This window comes from Massilia sp. UYP34, assembly GCF_056279385.1.
In genome coordinates, this window is record NZ_JBWBRF010000007.1 from 162,650 (window position 1) to 184,060 (window position 21,411).

Genomic DNA, 21,411 nt, shown 5'->3' on the forward strand with positions numbered 1-21,411 from the left:
TCGGCCAACTCAACGCGGGTTGGAGCAAATGAATAATCGGGTATGCGTGTTTGGGCGGCCCATCCTCGTCGAGGAAGGCTTTCATAAGTTCAGCTATCGATCTCGCAAAATGCTAAATTTTAAACAGGCATAAGCGCGAGCATTGCCGGCCAAGACGACTTGAAATCACAGGCTTGGTCCGCCCCGTCGTTTCGTTGCAGTCGTGGCTGCAGGCACCTCGGCCGGGGCCGTTTTGGGCGGGTGCTTCACCACGGGCATCGCGGGACCACGGATCGCAAGCAGGGTCCAACGATCGCTCGCGTTGCCGACCGCTTCGCCCTTGTCGATCGACCAAGACGCGACCAGGTCGGGGCGAACGGACGCCAGCTCGCCCATCGCGGCTTCGAGCGCGGCCACAAAATGTTTGGGCTTCGAGACGTAGCCGCTCAGCTCGCGCAGGTAGCCCAAGGTGAGCGGCCTGGCGGGAGGCTTGTGGGTGGACAGGTAGTCGCGCAGCCATTGCCCGAGCAACGAGCGCGGGCCATCGCCCACCGCGCCGGCCATCGACGCTTGCATCGTCAGGGACAGGGCGGGCCGGATGAACGCCGGATCGAATCGGACCCTTGCGATTCGCCCGCGTCGCTCACTGGACATCACCAGCCAGCCGTTGGCCTTCGCGCCGTAGACCGTCGCGTCGAGCTTCGAGCGCGCAAGCCGTTCGATCGAGGCCCAGGCCGGTCGGGATTGGCCTTGACCGTAACCCGCCAACCGCGCCACTTCCGAAAGGCGGGCGTCGAAAGGTTCCGATGCGTCGATCCGGTCTCGCTTGGCGATCCGGATCAAGGCCTCCCAGACGCGTTTGTCCGCCATCGAAAGTCGTGGGCCCTGGAACGTCAGGGAGACGTCCCCGGCCGCTTTGAGCGGTCCCGCGCAGGCATCCCCAAGGTTTGGCCGCAAGGCCCCGAAAAGGGCGCTTCTCGACATGAATGCGGGGAACATGTCCTCGTGGTCGGCGTGAGGCAAAATTTTGGACATCGTGGACGCGGCGGGTGAGGCGATTTTGCCGAAGGCGCGTCTGCCGGCCGAGTCGCCCTGGCCCAGGCCTCTCGCCGCGAGAGCGTCGCTGGCTTCGGCGTCCTTGGGTGCTTCGAAAGGCGTGTTGGCGCCTTCGGACCAATCCTCGTCGCCTCCTTGGACATGCGCGTTGTCTCGCCCCCCGGGGGACGGTTCTGGGGTCCGTTGGGTTGTGGGCGCGCCAACCGCTGGCTTCGCGGTTGCTTGCGCCGCAGGCATAGGGTCGGGCTCGTAGACACTCGGCCAGCCATGCGGGTCGTCGTCGGGGACGGTTTGAGAAGTTTCCATCGCGTTCTCCTGGCAATCGATGAATGCGTAAACGATGGTTTACGCATTCGGGCGGGTTAACCCTTCTCAAGCGCCAAGCGGTTTGTCAATAGCCGTCGTCGCGATTCTCAAATCTCCTGAAAGCGCTCAGGAAAAACGGCGCGCCCTGGACCCACTCCGTCGCGCCATTGACCGGGCCGCGCTTGCTAAAGGCTCCCCAGCTCGGCTTTTGAGCCGAAATTTTCCAGAACCTCCGACACGCGGCCAATGGTCGCCCGCGCGTCCAATTCGATGCCGCAAGACAGGCTCGCGCTGGCGCCGCGCATGGCCGGCCGAGCAAACGCCAGCGCGCCGCATGGGCGGCGATCGCGAGGAGGCGGACGATGAATCACGAATTCGATGTGGAAAAGCTGCGCGCTAGGCGCCGATTGGATAACGGCCATACCCAGGGCCGGGCCCGGGCCCAGGGGCAGGACCACAGCCAGGGGAAGGGGCTGGGAGTAGATCCGCAGGAGAGGGAGGCGGAAGCCGGGCACGCAGCGGATGCTTCGCCTGTTCAGAATCCGTCCGAAACGCCAAACGTGGCTGGCATGGCGCAACGGGATCGCTATCGCGCCAAGCTGATCGCTCAATACAAGCTGGATTCGGAATACATCGGAGTCAGCCAGCTCGCGAGGATTTTGGGAATATCACCGTCGGCGATCTACGGGCACATGCGCAGCGGACGGTTCTTCCTTCCCTACCGAATGTTCAACGCGGCGCCCAAGATCTTCATCGACGACCTCGTGGAGTGGCACTGCTCGGGACGCGGCGTCGTGCCGGCCTTCGGGGCCAAGCCATGGCGCGAGCTGGCCGGGGACGATCAAGAGGGCGACGGAGGGGAGGGCCGAGCGCTGTCAAAGGCGGAGGTCGACGCGGCGGTCCACAAGGCTGCAGACGACGCCATGCGCTCGATGGGCATCGACCCTTCTAGCCGTCGACGTAAACAACCGAGCAGATAAAAATGGCGTCCCTGTGGACGCCTTTTTTTTATCTGCTCGCACGACTGATATTCGTCACTACAGCTCTATGAGCCAAGGAGTAAGCCAGCCCTAACTCGCTTGATCTTGTTCAGTCTACTCTTCACTTTTGCCAGGCGCTGAGTAGTTGCGCCGCTGTCGAACGACGATCACTGGCGAAGCTTTCTGAGGTATTGCCGTGTGTGCCGGTGCGACAGCAATTTGCGCGGCTCCCCATGGGGCGGCGCCAGCCGTGAGTCGGTCGTTCCACTCTTTCATTGCCCTGCTAGCTTGAATAATCTGAGCGCGATCCAACGTGCCCATGATGATGGGCACGTTGTGACCAATTGGCTTGAACCACTCTTCACTCCACTCGATCGGGACGGCTTTGCGAAAATCGAAGCGAGTAGTAAGTTTGAGATACGAGGTGCGCTGCGTGATCTCAATCTGGTATGGCTCCAACGCTCGCGCCAGCGTCACATTGGTCTGCCCACTCCCATACGCAGCCAGAACCAACCTCTTTTCGGGAATGACACCCGCGATGAGAACTGGATGAGGACCAGGACCAGGAAGGGTCGGATTTTCCTCGCGGGGAAACAGGCACGAGGCGATCGACCACTTGGAGGGCATCGACGCAAACGTCATGCTATCTGCGCCTTAGAGAAAATCGGAGAAAGAAACGCCAGGATGCTTTGCCCACATCGACTGAACCTCGACATCGGTCAGTTCGCGCGGAGCCGGAGCCACAGTCGGCGATTTGCTCGACGAGGGCGCTACGGTGATCGGCATGTCATTCATTAAGCATTGAGCAGCAGCGTGAGCGCTGTGCGTCATCAGTCCTAAAGTCGTCATCTGCAATTCTTTGGCCATTGTCAATACTCCTTTTGTGGTGCATTGCTCAACATTTGCGAAAGCACTTTACGTATATGATCTTTTATCACATACGGAGGGGGGCGCACTAAAAATATTCTAGTATTCGACCGGAGGTCAAGGCGCCGAAAAAAAAGTGAGTCCGGAAGCATAGCACAAGCCGAGCTCGGGTCCAGCAAAATTAATTTTAGCAACGATTTCTTCTCGATTTTGCGACGCGCCGCGCCGCGCACAGTTGCGCCAACTCATCAGGGTTCATAGGGAGTGCGGCGCGCTGTCGAAGCGCCAACCGATCTTGCGGCCTACAAAAAACTGGACGCTGCCATGTCGTGGTCGATCGGCATTAATCTACCCCGACGTTGACGACGCAGGCCGTAAGTGCTTGAAACAGGCGGCCGGAGAGCCGCGTTTGCGACCTAAACTACAATGCTTATCATTGAGATCAATGGGAACCGCGCGTGAAACGATGGCATATGGCACCAAAGAAGTTCGCGGGGACGATCGAATTCGAAGGTCAAAGCCGCAGCGTGCGGTTTTCGGTGGCGATAACAAAAAAGGGCGCGCCCGAAGTGAAGCTGGACAAGTTGCCTTACGAAGAGTCGACAAAGTTCATCAGCGCCGCGTCCGACGGGCAAGAAGCGACGCGACGTTTTGCGAACTTCACGCTGACAGGCCAAACCCGTGACGGAATGACCTTTCACAGCGACTCGGTCATCATCCTCAGGTTAAGCAGCTCGTTCTCGGACAGCGCGCCTGCGACCATGCAGCCAAAGCTGTTGTGCACGAAATGCAAACTTGTCTCCCGAGCAGATCCGAACGCGAGGGCGGGAGTGCGTTTCCTATTGAGAGGCTTCGATTGCATCAGGCCAATCTCCGCGACCTGCCGCCTTGGAACGGTTGAGCTGTCCGGTCCCATGATCGTGACTACATCGGAAAAAAATCACGTGGCAGGCGCGCTCGTGATCGATGGACCGCCTCCGAACGCTGATTTTGCTCCCTGGCGAGAGGACGTTGAAAGCTTGTTCAAGCATGTGCGCGCCATCTTATCTTTCGCCCGCAGTGCCCAAGTGCATGCCCCTTTGGTGGAAACCGTTTGGGACGGGCGGATTGAAGTCGTGGCTCGATATCGAAGTGACGACGATGATAACCAGCCGATGAACATTTTTACGCCTTTCAACTATGAGACGATTTTTCGCCGTGCGGTTTCGTCCCACTTCGACGAGAAGCCGCGGGCGAAGAGCATCAACATCGCTATCGAGTGGTTCACCATGCAGCATGGCTACCGCGAGGCAAAGTTAACTTCGGCGATGACCGTATTGGAGCACCTTTTGACCAACAATCTATCCCGAACCGATATGGAGCTACGCAAAGACAAGCAAGCCAAGGCATTGCGTGCCGCCATGTTGGATGCGGCAAAGCGGTCGCTGGAGGGGCTGGGCGTTCCCGGCGAGGACATCGAAGCGGAGTTGGCGACGATGCGAGACAAACTGGAAGATATCAACCGTCGGCCATTGAAGGACAAAATCCACATTCTCGCTAAACGCTGGGGCGTCCCCATGGACGAGATCTCCGATGATGCGCTTGGCGCCGCCAAGCGCGCTCGCGACCACGTCGTCCATCGTGGCCAGTATCTGCCGAAGGACCCGAACGAGGACATGATGGCGCATGTCCGCCTCGCGCGCGAGCTGGTGGTCCGATTCGTCCTTGCCGCGTTGGAATTTGAAGGGACTTACGCCTCGCCGTTGACAGGCGACCGCAGCCGCATGTTCAAGACGCTGGCGCCGAGCTCCGATTGAACCGATTCGGCTTAGCGTCTACTCGCGCCGCGGAAGCAGCGTGACCACTTTGACCCAATAGGGCCTGCAACTGTCCAAAACAATCGCGGGCCGCTCCGGGTGATTGGAGCAGAGCACGATGGCGCCGCCGATGAGGCGCAAACAACGGAGAAATCGGCCAAGGCCTGCGATCTCGGCGATGACAAGATCGCCTTCGCTCGGGATCAAATCCATGTGAGCCTCCAACGTCGCGCCGTCCTCGATGCCCAGCGACGCTAGCTCGCGCCCACGGGCGATGACCAAGCGACGGGGCGATTCGCAGGTTTGACCGACTGGCTCGCTTGGGCATACGCCCCATTCCGAACGGGATGCTTGATCGCTGGCGCGGACTTCGGCCGCCCGCTGATCAAGCGCCGTCATGAGCGCGTCGCTGTTCCAGGCAGGGGGAACGCCACCAGGGGCCGCTCCGTCTCGGACGCAAGCCGCTTCGATATCAGAAGCGTCGAGGCCTTCGACCAAGCGAGCGAACTCCTCCACCGGGAGAGGATGGTCGTCGATGGATTTGTTCTCGCTGTTTCGCTTCGCTTTGTTTTTCATGGGCGCAGGCTCCGAGCGCCGGCGGTAGCGAAGGCTGCGCCTTTTTGAACGCCCCGTCGGCGTCAAAGTCTCGCTGTATTCCGCAGCGCGCGCAAGACCCTTTTTCTCGCCGCGTCCAACTGGGCCGCGCACAGCCCGAGCTCTCGGCGCAGCTCCGCGGCCGGTGCCTCGGCCACGAAGCCATCGAGCACGCGCGCGGCGATCGGATCGCGCTCGGCCAAGCGTCCCCGCGCCGACGCCACTTTGCTCCAAGCGATCTGGAAGTCCTGCGCCTGCGCGGCGCAGTCTTCGGCAGAGGCGTGCGAGGCATGGTCCCCAGTCGTCCATTCCAAAATATCTTCAACCGGCGCCCTGACGGCCATCGCGTTCTCGCTGACGGTGCGGTCGGCATAGGCGACGCTGCGCATCGTCATCGCGAGAAAGATCGCGAAGTCCAAACCCAAAGGCCAGTTGCGCCGGCCCTCGACCGCGAGATAAAGCGCTTCGTGGACCAGGTCGAGCGGCTCGGAAAAGCGGGTGCCGCCCAGATGCTTGCGGGCGATCGCATGGATGACGCGCCGCTCCCGATCGGAGAGATTGGCGAAGGCGTCCATGATGTCCTGCGGCGTGGCGTGTTGGGTCATTGTGCATTCCAAAGTTGATGTGATGTGGGCTTTGCTCAGATGGCGGTTCAGACGCCGCCGCGGCCCGGCGGCCCGACCGGAGGGGCGAAACGCCGGCCGTCGGGGCGAAGCGAATGCGATGGCGCTTGAAAGGTCTCGCCTGCATTGCCCGCGCAGGAGGCGAGGCGATGGAGCGAAGAGACAAGACATGGCGCGACCTTGGAGCGATGCCGCTGGTGGCGCCAACGACAAAGCGCGTGGGCGTGTCATCGTGGGCGTTTGCCGGTGTCGCGTTGGGGGTGGTGTCGGGAGTGGCGGCCCTGGCGCTCTCGTGGCGGCCGTGGCCGGGGCTCGAAGCGCCCGTCGGGGGACTTCGGGAGCATGCGGGGATGGCGATGCGCTGGGCGATCCATCAAGCCTTCGCGCCGGCATTCGCGCGCGAAGCTTCGGACTACGCCTCAGGTTTGGCGGGGCTCGGGCCTTCGGCCAAATTCGCGCTGCAATGGCGGGCCTGCGCCGCCGCGTTGGCAGCTTGCCTTCCTGCCGCGTTGCTGGCCCCGAGGATGCTGCGGCCCCGCGACGGGTTGACCGTGCTTCGCGGGCCGACCAGACTCGAAGGCGAGGCGGCCAAGAGCGAGCTGCGCAAGATGCTGTCCAAGCGCGCCGCTGTTCGTCCGGACCACGACGTCGCGCCAAACGTTCCCTATCCGGCCGATATGTGGACCCGGCACATGCTCGTCGTCGGAGGCGTGGGCAGTGGAAAGTCGACCGCGTTGAAGCCGCTGATCGCGAAGGTCGTCAACGCGAACGAACGCGCGCTGATCTTCGACCCCAAAGGCGAATTCACAAAGGGGTTTGGCCGGCCCGCCATCTTGGCGCCTTGGGACGCGCGCTCGGTCGCGTGGGACGTGGCGAAGGACATGCGCAACATCGGCGACATGCGCCGGCTCGCGGCAGCCTTTGTCCGAGAAGCGCAAGATCCCATGTGGTCCAACGCCGCGCGCCAGCTTCTCGTGGGGTTCATGGTCTACCTCAAAGCCACGCGCCGCAACGACTGGGGCTGGAAAGAGCTCGACGAGATCGCGTCGGCGCCGCAGACCGATATTTTGCCGATGATGGAGGAGCACCATCCGGAGGCTGTCCGCGCCGTGGAGCGCGCTTCGGTGACGACGCAAGGCATCCTGATCAACCTCGCGTCGTTCATGTCGCCGGTGCGGGACTTGGCGCAGGCTTGGGGCAATATCCCCAAAGCGCGTCGAGTCAGCTTCGTGGAATGGACGCATGGGCGAGACAAGCGAAAACAGATCATTTTGCAGGGGCACGGGGCGTATCCAGACTTGGCTAAAAGTTGTTTGGAGGGGATCGTTGGCGTGATGGCCGCGATCGTCAACAGCGTCGAGATGGACGACGATCCCCGTCGCAAAATATGGTTCATCGCCGACGAGTCGGCCCAGATGGGGAAGATCCCGCTTCGGCCACTGTTCGATGTTGGGCGCTCTCGCGGCGTCCGCTGCGTTGTCGCTTGCCAAGACCTCGGCCAGCTTGAAGAGATCCATGGGGACAAGACGGTGAAGGCCATCGTGTCAATGGCGGGTTCGATCTTGTTGGGCCAGATGATGCCAGGCGAAACGTCCGAACAGCTTTGCAAGGCGTTGGGCACTCGCGAAGTGGAGCGAGCGAACGTGTCGGCGTCGGTCGGGGCCGGATCGGGCCGCTCGACAACGCTCTCATTCTCGCGCGACGAGCTCGCCCTATACAAGCCCTCGGAGCTGGCCTCCCGTCTGGGCCTGACCGCGGACGGGCGGGGCGTGCGGTTGGCCCTTTGTGTCGCGGGGAACGCCTACGAGTTGTTCTGGCCGCGCTTTGACATGGATAACGCTCGGCGCGCTCACGTCCCAGCGCCTTGGACACGCCGCTTTGTCTTCGATGATGTCCAGTCGCTGGACGCCTCCGTCCCGGACCGGGAAGAGTCTGAGAACGTGGCCATGCTGGCCGACGCCGAGCCCGTCGCAGGCGCCTCGGTTGGCGCGGTCCTGTCTAGCGACGGGAGCGAGCTGCCCCTGAATGGAGGGGATGCGCTGTCGGCCGAGCAAGCGGCTGAACTGGCGGATCTGCTTGACCTTGTCGACGACCTGGATGAGGAGCCGCATCGACAAGATGGAGCCACGGCCTCCATGCCCAGCCTCGCGGAGATCGAAGCGTTGCTGGCTAACGTGGACACCCACTGACTTCCATGCGCGTCGCCGGCCCTCACAGATCTCCGACGGCGCGCATCCTACGCGCCGTTTAGCGGGCTCCCCGCCGCAGGACGACGACGGCCAGCATTCCGCGAAGCGCCCATGGGGGCGCATCAACCGGAGATGCGCATGGAAAAGAAACAGCGATGCACGAGGTGTGGAAGTTCGACGGATTGCGGATGCGATGATCTGTATCCTCTGTTTGCGGCAGACGGCTCCGACAAGGAGCATCTTCGGCGCCAAACGCCCCAAGAAGCGCTCGATGAAGACATCGACAACAGGAAACTCTCCGCGATTCTCGCGCGGCTTAGGACTTTGTGGACTCGGAGCGCCCAAGAACGGCGAGCGTCCCGGTTGGATGGCGGAACCATTTTTTCGGATGCCGACTGGATCGCGCTCAGCGAGTCGGCGCTTTTCGCGAAGTTGCGCGAGGATGATGGCGGTGGCGGCGGGCCCAGCCAAGTCTCGCCTCCACCGGCCCCGACTGATGGGGGCAATAACGATCGCGACTCGTTGCAGCGAGGCGCGCGATGAGCGCCCCGGCAGTGGCAAGCGAAACCGTCGCAGCGCGAGTGGACGTCAAGTCAGAAATCGCCAAGCAACTGATCGAGGCCATGGAGCGAGGCGACACGCCCTGGCAGAAGCCTTGGAACTCCCAAGCCTTGCGCCCCACGAACCCCACCTCGGGCAACGGCTACCGGGGCATTAATCGACTGCTTCTCGCCATGTCCGGGCGGGATGATCCGCGCTGGATGACTTACCAGCAAGCCCAGGCCAACAAATGGCAAGTGCGCCGCGGCGAGAAAGGAACGGCCATCGTCAAGCTCGTCGAGCTCAGTCCCCAGGAGGCAGGGCAGGCCGGCGGCGATGCCGAGCAAGGGCAAGAGGCGGGCGGGCAGCGTCGGGCGTTCGCGCTCAGGCGCTACACCGTGTTCAATGCTCAGCAGATCGATGGGGTTCCGGAGCTCGAAGCGCCGGCGCCGCTGGACTTCGACCCCGTCGCACGCGCTGACTCGGTGATAGCGGCCCTGCAGGAGAAAACCGGACTGATCGTCGTCCGCAAAGGCGCGCAGGCATGCTACATCCCGGATCTCGACGAGATCCGGCTGCCTCCAAAGAAGAAGTTCAACAGCGTCTACGACTACTACGCGACCGCCATGCATGAGGGAGCCCACAGCACCCTCCATGCGAAGCGCCTGGACCGCAAGGAAGCGCTGTCGAAAAAGTGGGGCGACGAGGCTTATGCGGTGGAGGAGCTGCGTGCGGAAATCTGCTCAGCGATTATGGCGGCGGAGACGGGTGTGCCAGTGTCTCAGGCGCACATCGACAACCACGCCGCCTACCTGCAAAGCTGGTTAAAAGTGGTAGCGGCCGACCCCATGGCCATCTTCTCAGCCGCCAGGGATGCGGAGCACATGGCTGGCTACATGCTTGATTTGGAAAAGCAGCGATCGGCGATCGGGCAGCACCAACAATGGGTCGAAGAATACGACAACGCGAGGAGCGCTTGATGGAAAAGACAATCTGCGAGAACTGTGGCGAGTTGGAAGGCTCATGCGCCTGCCGTCGACGCTTTTGCTCGGACTTCTCTGGCGACGAAAAGCTCGTCTTCATCGACGGGCACGACGACGCCCTCCTGGGCGTGGCGGAGGTGGAGGGCGATACTCGCGTGGTCTATGATCATGGCGCGGTCATTCGGCGGCTGATGCGCCGCGACGGCATGGACCTGGAGGGAGCCGAGGAGTTTTTCAACTGCAACATCGAAGGATGCAACGTCTCGCCATCGGCACCGATCTTTTTAAGGCCCTGCTGAGGAAAAAAATGTGTGATGGAACGCCACCCTTGAGGTGGCGTTCGCGTTCACCGCGCTGACTTCATAACGTTCGAGGTTTGACCGATGCGGTGTCCGCGCATGCCGCTTGAAGCGTCGATGCTTCCTCCAAACTCTGCAGCAACTGGGAGAAGCGCATTGCGTCTTCGAAACCGGGATCGTCGGGGTCGGCATGGAATGCTGGCGCGTAGTTCTTGGCTTCGTAACCGTCCAGATCCCGAGCGCTCGGATTGGATAGGGGAAGCAAAAGCTCCGCGCATGCGGTCGACATCGCTCCAATGGCGAGCATCAGCGGCGTTGCGCCTTGGAGATCGACAGCGTTGGGATCAGCTCCATATCGCAGGATTGCTCCGAGCCCCGAGCGGTTGCCCGCCGCGGCAGCGATGTGCGCAGGCGTCATGCCCTGCTTGTTCGTCGATTGAGCAAGCGCCCCATTTGAGGCCAGCGCGTCGATCAACGCCGCGTTGCCCTCGACGGCCGCCACAAGTAGCGCGTCGCGGATATCTGAATCAGGGATATCGCCGCCAGTGAGCGAGTAGATTTTCTCGATATCGCCGCTGGCGATAGCGAGATGGAAATTCGACAGCGGCGCGCCAAGGCGTCGCTCATGGAACTCTTGGCGGTGGCGCGCCTTGATCTTTTCCAGCCATTCCCGATCGTCCAGTTGCGCCCAAAGAGGCGCGAGGAGCTTTCGATGGCTATTGGTGGAGTGGCGCATCAGGGCGGCCTCGCCAGCTTCATGAATGTCTTGAATGGACCAAGGCTTGCGCAGTTTGTCCAGCGACGCGCCGCGAGGAGCAACCCCGTTAGCGGAAGGTTCCTCAGGCCAGAAAAACTGGACGATGTCGATTGCGGTGATGGAGGTCATGGGTCGCCACGCGGTGGAAGAGCATCGGTAGGCCAGCATTGAGCTGGGACGTCCCATCCACCCTATCGCTCCGTCGACGCGAACGCAAATTGGCGCTCGTCGCGACGCCGTGGCTGCTTTCGGTCGTCAACCTACACGTAGGGCACGCAGTCAATCGGCACGTTGATGATAAACGTGGTGCCATGGCCCGCCGAGCTTTCGACCGCGACGAAGCCTCCGTGGCTCTCGGCGACGCGTTTGACGAAAGGAAGGCCCAACCCCCACCCGACGGACGCCGCCGCGGTCACGTCACGCGTGAAATACTCGAAGATCCTGTTTTGTTGCTCGGCGGGGATGGGCGCTCCGCTGTTGTGAACCGACAAGATTAGTCTTTCCCCTCGGCGCTTAGACTCGATGTCCACCGCTTGACCGTCGCCATACTTGACGGCGTTGTTGACCAGATTCTCCAAGGCTCGCCGCATCGACTTGCGGCACCAGATTCCAGGAAGCGCATCGCAGCGCGTCCGGACGCGCGTCGAGCTCATCTGCCGATACTCGGCGCAAACCTCCTTCACCAAATCGGCCATGTCAAAGCTAGATAGCTCCAAGGGCAGCTTGTCGCCATGAGCGAAGGTGAGGGCGTCGAGAAGTTCGCCCACCATCTCCTTCAGCCGGTCGGCGTTGTTGGCGATTTTTTCTGCCCACCGCTTGGCCTGGTCGGGTCGGCAAGAACGTTGGACCAGTTGAGCGCCGTTGAGCACCACCGCCAGCGGCGTGCGCATATCATGTGAGATCGAGGCCGCCAGCCTGCGCCGCAATTCTTCCTGGGTGAAGGCGAACGCGTGCAGTGAATCGCACAGGGCCAAATCGATCAGGCGGTCGATGGCCACGCGATCTTCCGCCGTCAAGTCGAGGTGGGCGGCGGCGAATTCGCTGATCGTCTCGCGCGCGAACTGATATTCCTGCGCGATCTGCTCCGGTCCATAATTGGCGCATCGGGCTCGCTCCGCGCCGTGGGATGCCGCGATGTCGGCGCGGTCTCGAAATGGTTTGGAAAAATCAGGGGTCAGGGCTTCGGCGATGTCGACGAGCAACGCGGGCAGCATGAAGGTCAAGGCTTGGCTGGACAGGGCGTCGGCGCCGACGATCCGCGATCTGGCCACAAGCTCCCACTTCGAGGCGATTTCTTCGCCATGGGCCAAGAGCTTCTCTCCGTTTGGCGAAAGCCCCATCGCTTCGAGGCGTGGTTCAAGCGGCATGGCGGTTCCGATCCAGTGGATGAGGACTGCTGCTAATCGCGAGAGGATTGACGGATAGACGTCCAGTGGTGCCAACGAGGCGCCATCGGAGCGCGTTCAAGCCCATGAGACGGGTCCTTGAACGATCGAATATCTTGCCTGGATCTTAATACGAATCGAGCCTTTGCGATCTCACTTCGATAATTATTTCTTTCGTTAAAATCATACGCGAGGAACCACGCCCCCTTGTCAATGTTGGATTCACGCCACGGATGAGGATTGGGATATAGAAGCAGGATGTTTCTCCTAATGCTATAGTGTGAAGTTAATTTCCATAATAATTCACAAATGATGAGCGTTGGAGCTTTGTTGGCGGATCAACGATTGAATGTCCGGCGAATTTTGGTCATCGACGACAACGCCGACGCCGCGGACCTACTTGGCGCGATCATGGCCATGGAAGGGCATGTCGTGGAGGTGGCCCACGGCGGCCGCGAGGGCTTGGCTGCGGCCGCCAATTTTCTGCCGGACGTGGTGTTTCTGGACATTGGAATGCCCGGAATGGATGGCTACCAAGTGGCCATCGAGTTAAGGCGCAATCCTTCGCTGGTCGCCGTGCGAATAGTCGCGCTGACAGCTTGGGGCGACGCCGAGTCGCGCGCGCGCGTCGTCGAATGTGGCTTTGACGCTCATTTAGTGAAGCCGGCTAAGATCGAGAGCTTGCTTAACGAGGCTATCTTGGTCCGCGCTGCCAAGTGAGCTGGGTCCATGCAGATTGTCGTGGCGACCCAACGCCACGCCATCGCATCGGATGGCGGGTGGAGAGTGAGCTTGAATTAAACCCGGCGATGAGCCCTATCGCGGGATTCCACACAACGCGCTTGCGTGTGCGTCGTCAGTCTGCGCGATCTGTCGAGCTGCTGGACGGAACCACATAAGGGCGGCAATCGACGGGGATGTCGATCAGGAAGGTGGTGCCTGTTTCAAGCGAGCTGTCTACAGCGACGCTGCCGCCGTGGCTTTCGGCGACGCGCTTGACGAAGGGCAGCCCCACGCCCCAGCCGACGGTCGCATCCGCGCGTTCACGGGTCAAATAATCAAAGATCGCGCCGTGGCGTTCTTTGGGGATCGGCTCACCGGTGTTGCGCACGGAAAGCATCAATCTCCCACGCGTTTGGGTCGCCGCGACGCGCACTTTCGAGCCGTCGCCATATTTCGAGGCGTTGTTGATCAGGTTTTCCAAAGCTCGCCGCAGTGACCCGCGGCACCAGAACCCCTCAACAGGCTCCAACGAAGTGTCAAGTTTCATTCCGCCCGGCTGGCCATACGAAACGGCGACATCGTCCACCAAGTCGACGATGTCGAATGATGAGAGGGTCATCGGGAGTTGATCGCCGCCTTTCGAGGTCAGGGCGTCGAGAAGCTCTTCCATCATGTCTTTAAGTCGGATGGCGTTGTTCGAGATCTTCGCAGCCGCCCGCTGGGCCATGGCCAAGTCCGGCGCCATTTGAACGACCTCGGCGCCATTGAGGATCACCGCCAACGGGGTGCGCATGTCATGCGACAAGGCGGCAGCGAGCTTGCGGCGCAAGTCGTCTTGAATGGAGACGAACTCGCGCACAGCCTCGCGCACCGCGCGGTTGATCGAGCGGTCGATGATCGCCCAGTCGCTCGCCGTCAAATCGATCTTGCCCGAAGCCTCTGCCGCGATTGATTCGCGCAAAATCTGATACTCGTGGATAACTTGGTCTGGGCTGAACGACGTCATGCGCGCGCGTTCGCCACCGTGGACGGCCGCCGCGTTGGTGTTGCTCGTCGCGTCGCGGCGGTTGTGGCCTGGGCTGAGCGCCTCGGCAATATTGTCGAAAAAGGCCGGGATCGTGTTGGTGAGCACGGGGCTGCGAAGCTCGTCGGCGCCATCGATGCGCGAGCGGATTTCGCGCTCCCAGCGAGCGATGGTCGAATCTCTCAGCGCGACGAATTTGCGTCCAGTGTCGGACAAACCGTCGTCGGCGAGATTTTGATCGGTGGCCAAGTTCATGTTCATTCAGGTGAGAATAGTTCCGGCAAGCTAGCAGCCTGCGTTGCCGCTTAATAAGAAGCCTTGGAGCGAGAGTAGGCGATCCAGCGCTCTCTGTTGAGCGCGCAATTCTACTCCCTTGGCGCTCTCGGTCGCCCCGACTTGTGGCGTGGAGGCCGCACAATTGATCCACTTTCTTTACCTCGCTTCAATTGAAGCGAACGCCCGGGAGGCGCCCATGGGTTGAGGCATAATGGAATCGAGGCCGCCGCTGAACAACGCCAAGCTGTTCGATCCAGAAGAGGTGAACCATGGGCCAACAACGTCCTTCTCGCCGCATCCTAGTCGTCGACGACAACCCCGACGCGGCGGAGCTCGTCGCGCAACTGTTGGCCTTGGAAGGCCACGAAGTGTTCTTTGCGTGCAGCGGCGCCGATGCCCTGGCGGTGGCCGATCGATTGGTTCCCGAAGTGGTATTCCTGGATATTGGCATGCCAGGCATGGATGGATATCAGGTCGCGTCGGCGCTGCGCCGCTCGGGCCGCTTCTCTGGGACTCGCATCGTGGCCCTTACCGCGTGGGGAAACGCCAAGGCCCGCGAGTGGTCGGCGGCCACGGGATTCGACGCCCACCTTGTCAAACCGGCGCGCGCTGAAATTTTGCTGCGGGAGGTAGCTCAGCGCGCTGGTGGCCTAATGGAGCGCTAACGATCGCCGCACGACTTGGCAGAGAGCGCGTTCGCCCTCGCGCCGAAAGTGTTTCGGATCTGCATGCCGACGATGCGCCGCGCTGTGTGTGTGTTTTGCTTTGGAAAGCGAGTGAAATTTGTCAGACTTCGAAGTGGTGGGCCCGATCACCAACATCGAGACCATTGCCGAAGGTGGCGGCATTCGGTGTCTCGTTCGTCTAAAGAAGTTTTACTCCGGAAAGAACTGGAAGAAGAAGAAAGGGCAGGCGCTCATCAGAGAGCAAGGTTGCGCCCCAGCGTTGGCAGAGATACATTGGTATGAAGCCCATGGTATCGGCAAAGTGGAGATGAAGATCAAGGAATATTTATGACAAAGTTAAAGTGCATTGCCAATCAAGGCTATAGCTTTTCCCTTGAGGTGGGCCAAGAATATGAATCGATTCCAGACAGGAAAGCGGAGCAGCGCGGGCGTGTGCGGATCGTAGACGAGTCTGGCGAAAGTTATTTGTTCCCCTTGAGGATGTTCGTTGCCGCTGAGCCTGAGGTATCGCCAGTGCCCAGCAAGCGCACCATGGGAGCTTGATTCGCGCCTGCGCTTACGCGATTCGCTCAACTCACAGTGTCGTTTCCCTAAACTCAACGCGTTAATGACTCGGGTTGGCCCCACAGCTTTTATTTAATGAGCCTGCAATAGGTAAGCCATGGTGAGCCAAACTGGCTCACCCTGCGAACAACCTTCGGCGGACGAAAGCTTAGGACTAAGTCTTGCTCTTGCGGCGCGCCAGTTCGACTGCCGACACATCGATTACCCCTACCTGCATTTGCGCCCCAGAGCTATCCAATGCGGAGATAGCCGCTGCCAGCGCCCGCACGCGCGCGACGGTTTCGTCAAACGTCAAAAACTGTCCTGGCCCGCCTTTCCATCCCAACTTGGGCTTATTCTGGTGGACCAAGAGAAGAATCCCCCACCGCGCGTTTCTGTCGCGAAGGTATCTGCCCATCAATTGAACGGTCAAGGCTTTTTCAAGGTCTCCCAAGCTCCAGCTCTCAGCCACCTTGATTTCGATTGGCAGACGCGCGTCGCTGCCCTTGCTGCTGAGGCGGATATCGGGCTCCTTCTCTTCGGCCACATGCGCCTCTCGCTCCAGTGTGAAACTGCGTCCTTGTTTTGCTTGCAGCTCGCCGGCCACCCAACGCTGCACCTCAACCTCGCTCTTTAAGGCTTTGAACTGGACACCCAAACCAAAATCCGCGTGAAGCAGGCGATGCTGCAAATCCTCAATGCGACCCATCGCGACGCGTTGCAGGTCCTGGGAGCTTCGTGGAATCGTGTCGAAATCATCCTCGAAAGCTTTGACGTCGCGCGCCGTCCAGGGAGCGCTTTCGGAATCCTCTTCGGCGCGAGTCTGGCCAAGCTCATGCAGCCAGTTTTTGCGAACCGGGAATTCACGATCAGCTGCCAATTGACGCAGCGCGTGGAACGTGGCCGCTCCCGGCGTCGCCGCTAGCCGCTTCAACAACGCCGAGCACGCGCTTTGAGCATTGTCCCGAATGTCGGGTGAGTAGACCCCGCCATTTGACCTGTCGTTGTCCTCGGCAGGATGCACCGCTTGGAACGCGAAACGCGTCAGCTTCGCCAAGCTCTCGGTGGACAGCGCAGGCTCTCGATCGTTCTCACGGCCGAAGTCCCAATCGGTGCCGACAATGGAGGGAATCAGGGAGAGTCCGAGTCGGGCTTGGTCAGCCGAACTCAGTTGGCGAGAAATCTCAACCAGCGCGTCGGTGGCGGCGTCGCCGTTGATGGCGAACGCGCACGCGAGATAAGCGGCCAGGCGGTCGGGCTCGCCGGATTCGCAAGCCTTCGACAGAACGAGTGCGAGGAGCGATAGCTGATCGGAGGCGCCGCGGCGGACGATGCGCAGAGCGAGGCGCAACAGGTCCAAAGCTGGTGGAATTGGCGCATGAAGAATGGAGATCAAATCGTCAGCGACCAGCGCGGCGATCTCGTCAGACGAGCTCGCGATGCGCTCCAAAACTTCGCGACGATCGCCGACAAATGCTTGGCTCAATTCGCCGGCGAACGCGCGCCGCAGCGTGGCGCGGACCGGTCCCGGCGCGCGCCGCGCTAACGCATTAAACCACTTCGGAAAGCGGTTGAATTCTAACGTGGCGTAAATCGTCGCCAGCGCGGCCTCGTTGTCCGTGAGTCCGCGAGGCCAGGTGGGATCGCTCGCCGCTTCTATCGAGACGCCGACCAGGCCGATGAGCTCCATGGCGGTCACGGCGTTGAAGTCCTCGGGTTGACGCTCGCATCGCAACTTTGGCGCTCCAAGTCGCCAGTAGCGAATGAAGGCGCGTTGAATATTGGACAGAGCTCGGGGTCCAAAAATCGGCTCCAGCAACTTCACGTCAGACATTGACCGGCCCTGCGAGTTGCGGCTGAGCCCATCGAGCAGTTGCCAGATGTGGTAAAGGTTGGAGTCGACTCCTTTCTCGTCGGGTGGACGCGGCGAGTCGAGCTGCGCCGGGTCGTCGCGAACGCGCGCGGCAAAAGAAACCCAGGAGGCCTTGCGCTCCGCTTCGCGCTCGCGGCTCTCGGCCTCGTAACGCGCATGGCTTTCTTCCATTCGAAGCTGCTCAGGTGAGGGCGGCGGCGGCTCGACCCAGGTTTCAATGGCGCTCACGAGTTCGCCCGATGAGCCGGCCGCATTCAATATGTCATGAAGAGCCCAGTCGGGTTTGTTATTTTGAAACCAAACCGACATCGCTAAATGGACTGCTAGCAATTTCTCGTTGGAGTGCAAACGCGACTGGATGTCACGCGTGAGCCAATCCAGATCGGCCAAGCCAACGCCGGGATCGAATCTAGCCACATGAAGCTGGCGCAGGTCGCTCAGGGGTTCGGCCAACGCAGCCTCAAGCGTCAAATGCGTTTCGCATAGACGCCAGATCGTGGCGCGGCGGCGCTCAGGAGTCGAACGCAGCCGCTCGGCCAGCGTCGTCAAAGCTTCCTCCCGCCATCCATGCCGCCAAGTGAGAGCAGTCAGCCGCAGCGAGGCGTCGATGGCCGAGACGTCGGGCTCCAGCGCGCTGTCCAAGTCCAACACCCGCATGGCTAGGGTAGCGATCGTCGGCGTCAAGTGCGCCATGCTCTCGTGGTCCACGGACGCGACGGCCTGGGCCGTTTGCGGAAGTCTCGCAAACAGAGCGAGAAGAAGCTTCTTGGCTCCTGAAAGGTCGTTGATTCGCTGAGCCAGTCGTGGGCCATAAAAATCGAGGCCTTGGCCGGCCACTCGCTCGTCGTCGCTCAGCTGGGGCAGGAAGGCCAAGAGATCGTCCACCGTCAAGGCCACTGGGAACAGAAGACGAAACGCGCTCCAGACCAAATCTGGGTCGAGCGCGTGGGCTTCGCGGCGCAAAAATTCCCCATAGCTGGCGCGCAGGGCATCGTCGCCCGCCTCGGCGATGGCGCGGACGGCAAGCGCGCGCGTGATGGGGTCGGCGCGAGCGGCCACGCCAGCTTCGAACGCGATGAGCGCGCAATCGCGCAACCTACCTTCGGCGATAAGCCGCAACAGGAACTGGCGTTGAGTCTCGGACTCCGAAGAGTGTTCAAGCTCGGCCCAAAGCTCTTTGATATCTTCCTGCATGTCCAAGGTCGCAAACCGCATCAGGCCTTCATGATGCAAGAATGCAATCGGCGACTCACCGCCCAGGATGGCGAAGATGGCGCGCAGGGCTGAACGCCGCGCCGACACCGGCAAGCTCGAAGGATCTCCATGCTCGATAAGAGCAAAGGGTTGGCGCTTGATAAGCTCTTCGGCTGCGCGCGGTTCCCAAATCGCGAGCCAAGCCGCGACGGCCGCCATCGAAGGCTTCACGGTGGGCACGCCGTAGGTTTGCGCAAACAGCAGGTCGCGCGCGGCGCTCCACGGGCAGTTTTGCTTCAACATGCGCCGCAGCCATCGGGCGGCCAAGTAGGATCTGACGATTCCATCGTTGTCGTTTTGCAGACGGGCCAAGCCAGCCGAAGCCGGAATGAAAATCGCGGCGCTCAGCAACTCTTTTTGCAAAGCAGGTGCGACGTCCGAGAGCGCGTCGCCCAAGCGCAGTCCATCGCTGGGCACTCCCCCATTTCCACTGTCGTCGATTTCTACATCCCGCTTGCGGCCCAAAACCATGGCCGCTCCGACGCGCTCCAACGCCCGCATGGCGCTGTCAAGGTCCAGGCGAGAGCCTCGCGCGCGGGCAGGGTCCGCCTCGGTCAACCGTTCGTTCAGGTTCGCCTTCAACATTCGCTCAAAGCTGGCGAACTTGCCATGCCCTCGCCAATACTTCGAAAGCCAGTCCAAGTCGGATGGGCGGCGAGCGAAGGGCCACAAGTGGGCATCCTCCAAGCCTTTGAGAAACTCGGAAACGTTATCGATTTCCTTCGCGCGAGCGAACGCTTCAACCTGAGGGTTGTCTAGCGGCGCCATGATGGCAATGAGCGCCGCGCTCTCGGGAGGGGCGGGCTGCTTTCGCTCCCGCTCGATCGCGTTGATCACGAGCTGATCGAAGTCGATCGCCTCGGGCGCCGAGGGGGGCGCGGGCGGCGGCAACAACGCCATGACGGCATCCAAGTCATGTCGATACTCCCAGTCGGTGGGCCTTCCCGAGAAGATGACGTGCGCGCGCGCCTCTGCGCCTTCAATGGCGTCGGCGATATGGACGAGCGCGTCCGCTAAGGGAACGCCAGCGTTTTTGGCTTCGTCGACAGAGTCGACAAAAATCCATGCCGGCTCATCCGAAGCGCGCCACTGCGCGAACCGCAAGCGCTGCCTGGGCGGGAGCGAGTTCTCAAAGCCTCCCGAGCCAACTTTCTTGACGGTCAAATGGAAACTGAATTTTCCTTGCGCGTTGAGAGCGCGGTCGCGCTCGGTGAACTCGGTCGATTTGCCGGACCCGCCTTCGGCCAAAATCACGGTTCGTTTCGACTGCAAAATTTGGTCCCAGGTCAGCCAGCCCCCAGCGGCGCCGACTTGTTGCCAAGGTTCCGGGTCGGGTTGCGCTTCGCTGCTCCACTCGATGAACTTGCGCGCCAGGGCGATGAATTTCATGAAGGCTTCATTGTGCTGATGGTTCGCCGATTATAAACCGCGCGCTTGCGCCGCCAAGGAGGAGCGTCGCTGCTTAAATATGAACTTTTTGGTTTATAGTTTGTCATCGGGATTGCACGGACTTGTTTATATGCGGTGCGCATTGTCGACCCTGCGCGCCTACGTTCGCGCTGTTGACGGGCGCCAGTTGGATCGTGCTGCTTGCACGGGGGCAGCGAACGAGCTCAGACACACCAAAACAAGGCGGACGGATGAACAAAAAGGCGAGCGCGAAAGAACTGGCCACTTTGGCCCTAGCGAAGTCGATCGTAGAAGGGGACGCGGAGGCGGCGATGGGCGCGCTAAAAGCCAAGGCGGACTATGACGCCTTTTGGATTGACGGGGCGACTAGGTTGCGTGATTTGGCGAAGAGTCGTGGGGCGCGTCCAGTGTCGCTGGTGATCGAAGAGGCGGCGCGCTCGCGCGGTCTCAAAGCTCTTCCCCCGATGGCGGAGAGCCCCGATCGATGGAGTCGCGCGCTTGTCGAGTTTGTGGCTCTGCGAGGTTACGAGTTTTCTGGGATCACGACACTGCTTTCGGGTGACCCAGGCACCAAACTGCGAGGGCTGGACACCGCGAAAGCCGCCGCCAAGCTCATCGGGTCGAAGTGGGGCCGCATCAAGAATGCGAAATGCGAAGATGCCAGGCGGGGTGGCGCGAGCCGTTGGAAACTTAGCTTCGGCCCGATTTGGCAAGGCGAGCGCCGAGTTACCGGTTTCGAGATCCAGTTTTCGGTGGACGCCAGGGTCAGGCAGCTGGTCGAGAAATTCCATGAGGCCCAAGCCAATGGCGCCGCAACGGATCTTCCCTCACTCACCGATCCTCTGCTGTCTAAGCAAAAAGACTGGGAAGCTTCGTTCATCGCCGGAAGGTATGTAGGCTACGTCTTTGGGATTGAGGAGGCGATCAAATGCTTGTGCGAGGGCGGCAACCCGTTCGACAAGACTTACGGCTCGAAAAGTGCGGAATTCACTTGGGACGACGAAGGCGCCGAGATGAAAGCTTTTATGGAGCTTGTGCGTCGCGAGGTTGGGCCTGGGCCGGGCTGGCATGCTCGGCTGGCTCCATTCTTGACCGACGCCGGGCTCGATGCGCTGAAAACAAAATTCGCTTTGGAATCCTCGCTCTCCGAAATGGAGGCGTCGGATGCCCGCCGCGCGGGTTCCATTTGACCGACTGCCGAGTGATCGAGAGCTTGCCCGCTGAGCGTGGGCATGGCGGTCCAGTTGGCCCCAACCATTTTGATCGCC

The 21,411-nt window shown here is 61.1% G+C and carries 19 protein-coding genes; 10 read left to right on the plus strand and 9 right to left on the minus strand.

The window, feature by feature from the left end:
* Nucleotides 1–165: 165 nt before the first annotated feature.
* The gene (locus ACZ9AQ_RS13780; protein ID WP_429203851.1) at nt 166–1,341 is read right to left on the minus strand and encodes a hypothetical protein; all 1,176 of its coding nucleotides are present in this window, start codon (nt 1,339–1,341) and stop codon (nt 166–168) included.
* A gap of 362 nt (nt 1,342–1,703) precedes the next feature.
* Between ACZ9AQ_RS13780 and ACZ9AQ_RS13785 the strand changes: the two genes are divergently transcribed.
* On the plus strand, nt 1,704–2,321 hold the full coding sequence (locus ACZ9AQ_RS13785; protein WP_429203853.1) for a helix-turn-helix transcriptional regulator: 618 nt from the start codon (nt 1,704–1,706) through the stop codon (nt 2,319–2,321).
* Nucleotides 2,322–2,435: 114 nt separating this feature from the next.
* Here the strand turns inward: ACZ9AQ_RS13785 and ACZ9AQ_RS13790 are convergent, their stop codons facing one another.
* Nucleotides 2,436–2,963: a hypothetical protein gene (locus ACZ9AQ_RS13790; RefSeq protein ID WP_429203855.1), complete on the minus strand. Its 528-nt coding sequence runs from the start codon at nt 2,961–2,963 to the stop codon at nt 2,436–2,438.
* 12 nt (nt 2,964–2,975) lie between these two features.
* Nucleotides 2,976–3,188, minus strand: coding sequence for a hypothetical protein (locus tag ACZ9AQ_RS13795; protein WP_429203857.1), 213 nt, complete (start codon nt 3,186–3,188; stop codon nt 2,976–2,978).
* Nucleotides 3,189–3,661: 473 nt separating this feature from the next.
* Here ACZ9AQ_RS13795 and ACZ9AQ_RS13800 point away from each other — a divergent pair, with 473 nt between their 5' ends.
* Nucleotides 3,662–4,984 (plus strand): hypothetical protein, encoded by a 1,323-nt coding sequence (locus ACZ9AQ_RS13800; protein ID WP_429203859.1) that lies wholly within the window; start codon nt 3,662–3,664, stop codon nt 4,982–4,984.
* 18 nt (nt 4,985–5,002) lie between these two features.
* Here the strand turns inward: ACZ9AQ_RS13800 and ACZ9AQ_RS13805 are convergent, their stop codons facing one another.
* Together ACZ9AQ_RS13805 and ACZ9AQ_RS13810 are read right to left on the minus strand one after the other, a co-directional pair.
* Nucleotides 5,003–5,560: a hypothetical protein gene (locus ACZ9AQ_RS13805; protein WP_429203861.1), complete on the minus strand. Its 558-nt coding sequence runs from the start codon at nt 5,558–5,560 to the stop codon at nt 5,003–5,005.
* Between the two features lie 62 nt (nt 5,561–5,622).
* Nucleotides 5,623–6,183, minus strand: a complete 561-nt coding sequence (locus ACZ9AQ_RS13810) for a hypothetical protein (protein ID WP_429203862.1) — start codon at nt 6,181–6,183, stop codon at nt 5,623–5,625.
* 125 nt (nt 6,184–6,308) lie between these two features.
* Here ACZ9AQ_RS13810 and ACZ9AQ_RS13815 point away from each other — a divergent pair, with 125 nt between their 5' ends.
* From ACZ9AQ_RS13815 to ACZ9AQ_RS13830, 4 genes are all read left to right on the plus strand, one after another.
* Complete coding sequence (locus tag ACZ9AQ_RS13815) at nt 6,309–8,390, plus strand: type IV secretion system DNA-binding domain-containing protein (RefSeq protein ID WP_429203864.1); 2,082 nt, start codon at nt 6,309–6,311, stop codon at nt 8,388–8,390.
* Between the two features lie 138 nt (nt 8,391–8,528).
* Nucleotides 8,529–8,933 carry a hypothetical protein gene (locus ACZ9AQ_RS13820; RefSeq protein WP_429203866.1) on the plus strand — a complete coding sequence of 135 codons (405 nt, stop codon included), beginning with the start codon at nt 8,529–8,531 and terminating at the stop codon, nt 8,931–8,933.
* Complete coding sequence (locus ACZ9AQ_RS13825) at nt 8,930–9,910, plus strand: ArdC family protein (RefSeq protein ID WP_429203868.1); 981 nt, start codon at nt 8,930–8,932, stop codon at nt 9,908–9,910. The genes ACZ9AQ_RS13820 and ACZ9AQ_RS13825 overlap by 4 nt, the downstream gene beginning before the upstream one ends.
* Nucleotides 9,910–10,212 carry a hypothetical protein gene (locus ACZ9AQ_RS13830; RefSeq protein WP_429203869.1) on the plus strand — a complete coding sequence of 101 codons (303 nt, stop codon included), beginning with the start codon at nt 9,910–9,912 and terminating at the stop codon, nt 10,210–10,212. Before ACZ9AQ_RS13825 ends, ACZ9AQ_RS13830 begins: the two co-directional genes overlap by 1 nt.
* Nucleotides 10,213–10,273: 61 nt before the next feature.
* Here the strand turns inward: ACZ9AQ_RS13830 and ACZ9AQ_RS13835 are convergent, their stop codons facing one another.
* Both ACZ9AQ_RS13835 and ACZ9AQ_RS13840 read right to left on the minus strand, forming a co-directional pair.
* Complete coding sequence (locus ACZ9AQ_RS13835; protein ID WP_429203871.1) at nt 10,274–11,098, minus strand: ankyrin repeat domain-containing protein; 825 nt, start codon at nt 11,096–11,098, stop codon at nt 10,274–10,276.
* 131 nt (nt 11,099–11,229) lie between these two features.
* The gene (locus tag ACZ9AQ_RS13840) at nt 11,230–12,336 is read right to left on the minus strand and encodes a sensor histidine kinase (protein ID WP_429203872.1); all 1,107 of its coding nucleotides are present in this window, start codon (nt 12,334–12,336) and stop codon (nt 11,230–11,232) included.
* A 348-nt stretch (nt 12,337–12,684) separates the two neighbouring features.
* Between ACZ9AQ_RS13840 and ACZ9AQ_RS13845 the strand changes: the two genes are divergently transcribed.
* A complete protein-coding gene (locus ACZ9AQ_RS13845; protein WP_429203873.1) occupies nt 12,685–13,074 on the plus strand; it encodes a response regulator in 390 nt (129 codons plus the stop codon).
* Nucleotides 13,075–13,210: 136 nt separating this feature from the next.
* On the opposite strand, the gene ACZ9AQ_RS13850 is transcribed toward ACZ9AQ_RS13845, so the two are convergent.
* Nucleotides 13,211–14,356, minus strand: a complete 1,146-nt coding sequence (locus tag ACZ9AQ_RS13850; protein WP_429203875.1) for a sensor histidine kinase — start codon at nt 14,354–14,356, stop codon at nt 13,211–13,213.
* A 290-nt stretch (nt 14,357–14,646) separates the two neighbouring features.
* Between ACZ9AQ_RS13850 and ACZ9AQ_RS13855 the strand changes: the two genes are divergently transcribed.
* Nucleotides 14,647–15,042, plus strand: coding sequence for a response regulator (locus ACZ9AQ_RS13855; protein WP_429203877.1), 396 nt, complete (start codon nt 14,647–14,649; stop codon nt 15,040–15,042).
* 118 nt (nt 15,043–15,160) lie between these two features.
* Nucleotides 15,161–15,394 (plus strand): hypothetical protein, encoded by a 234-nt coding sequence (locus tag ACZ9AQ_RS13860; protein ID WP_429203879.1) that lies wholly within the window; start codon nt 15,161–15,163, stop codon nt 15,392–15,394.
* A gap of 387 nt (nt 15,395–15,781) precedes the next feature.
* Here ACZ9AQ_RS13860 and ACZ9AQ_RS13865 read toward each other — a convergent pair whose 3' ends face one another.
* The gene (locus tag ACZ9AQ_RS13865) at nt 15,782–20,122 is read right to left on the minus strand and encodes a hypothetical protein (protein ID WP_429203881.1); all 4,341 of its coding nucleotides are present in this window, start codon (nt 20,120–20,122) and stop codon (nt 15,782–15,784) included.
* A 251-nt stretch (nt 20,123–20,373) separates the two neighbouring features.
* Here ACZ9AQ_RS13865 and ACZ9AQ_RS13870 point away from each other — a divergent pair, with 251 nt between their 5' ends.
* A complete protein-coding gene (locus tag ACZ9AQ_RS13870; protein ID WP_429203883.1) occupies nt 20,374–21,333 on the plus strand; it encodes a hypothetical protein in 960 nt (319 codons plus the stop codon).
* Nucleotides 21,334–21,411 lie beyond the last annotated feature (78 nt).